Annotated in this window: 1 protein-coding gene; it reads left to right on the top strand. The window is 73.3% G+C overall.

All coding sequences use genetic code 11. The features are described from left to right. The coding region (locus tag CVH10_RS23935) for an MBL fold metallo-hydrolase (RefSeq protein WP_369336016.1) at positions 1-240 on the top strand (240 nt) is incomplete at both ends.

Below are 240 nucleotides of genomic sequence, written 5' to 3' on the forward strand. Positions count from 1 at the left end.
GGAGCTGCGGGACCGGCTCGGCGTGCCGATCGAGGGTCCGCACGAGGCCGACCGCTACCTCCTCGACAGCCTGCCGGAAACGGGCGCCAATTACGGCCTTGACGGCGCGCGCGCGGTGACGCCGGACCGCTGGCTCGCGGACGGCGACGTGGTCGAGGTGGGGGGCTTGGCCTTCGACATCCTGCACGCCCCCGGCCACTCCCCCGGGAGCGTGGTGTTCATGAGCCGCGACGCACGCTT

The organism is Halomonas sp. ND22Bw, from assembly GCF_003011945.1.
GTDB classification, from domain to species: Bacteria; Pseudomonadota; Gammaproteobacteria; order Pseudomonadales; family Halomonadaceae; genus Halomonas; species Halomonas halophila.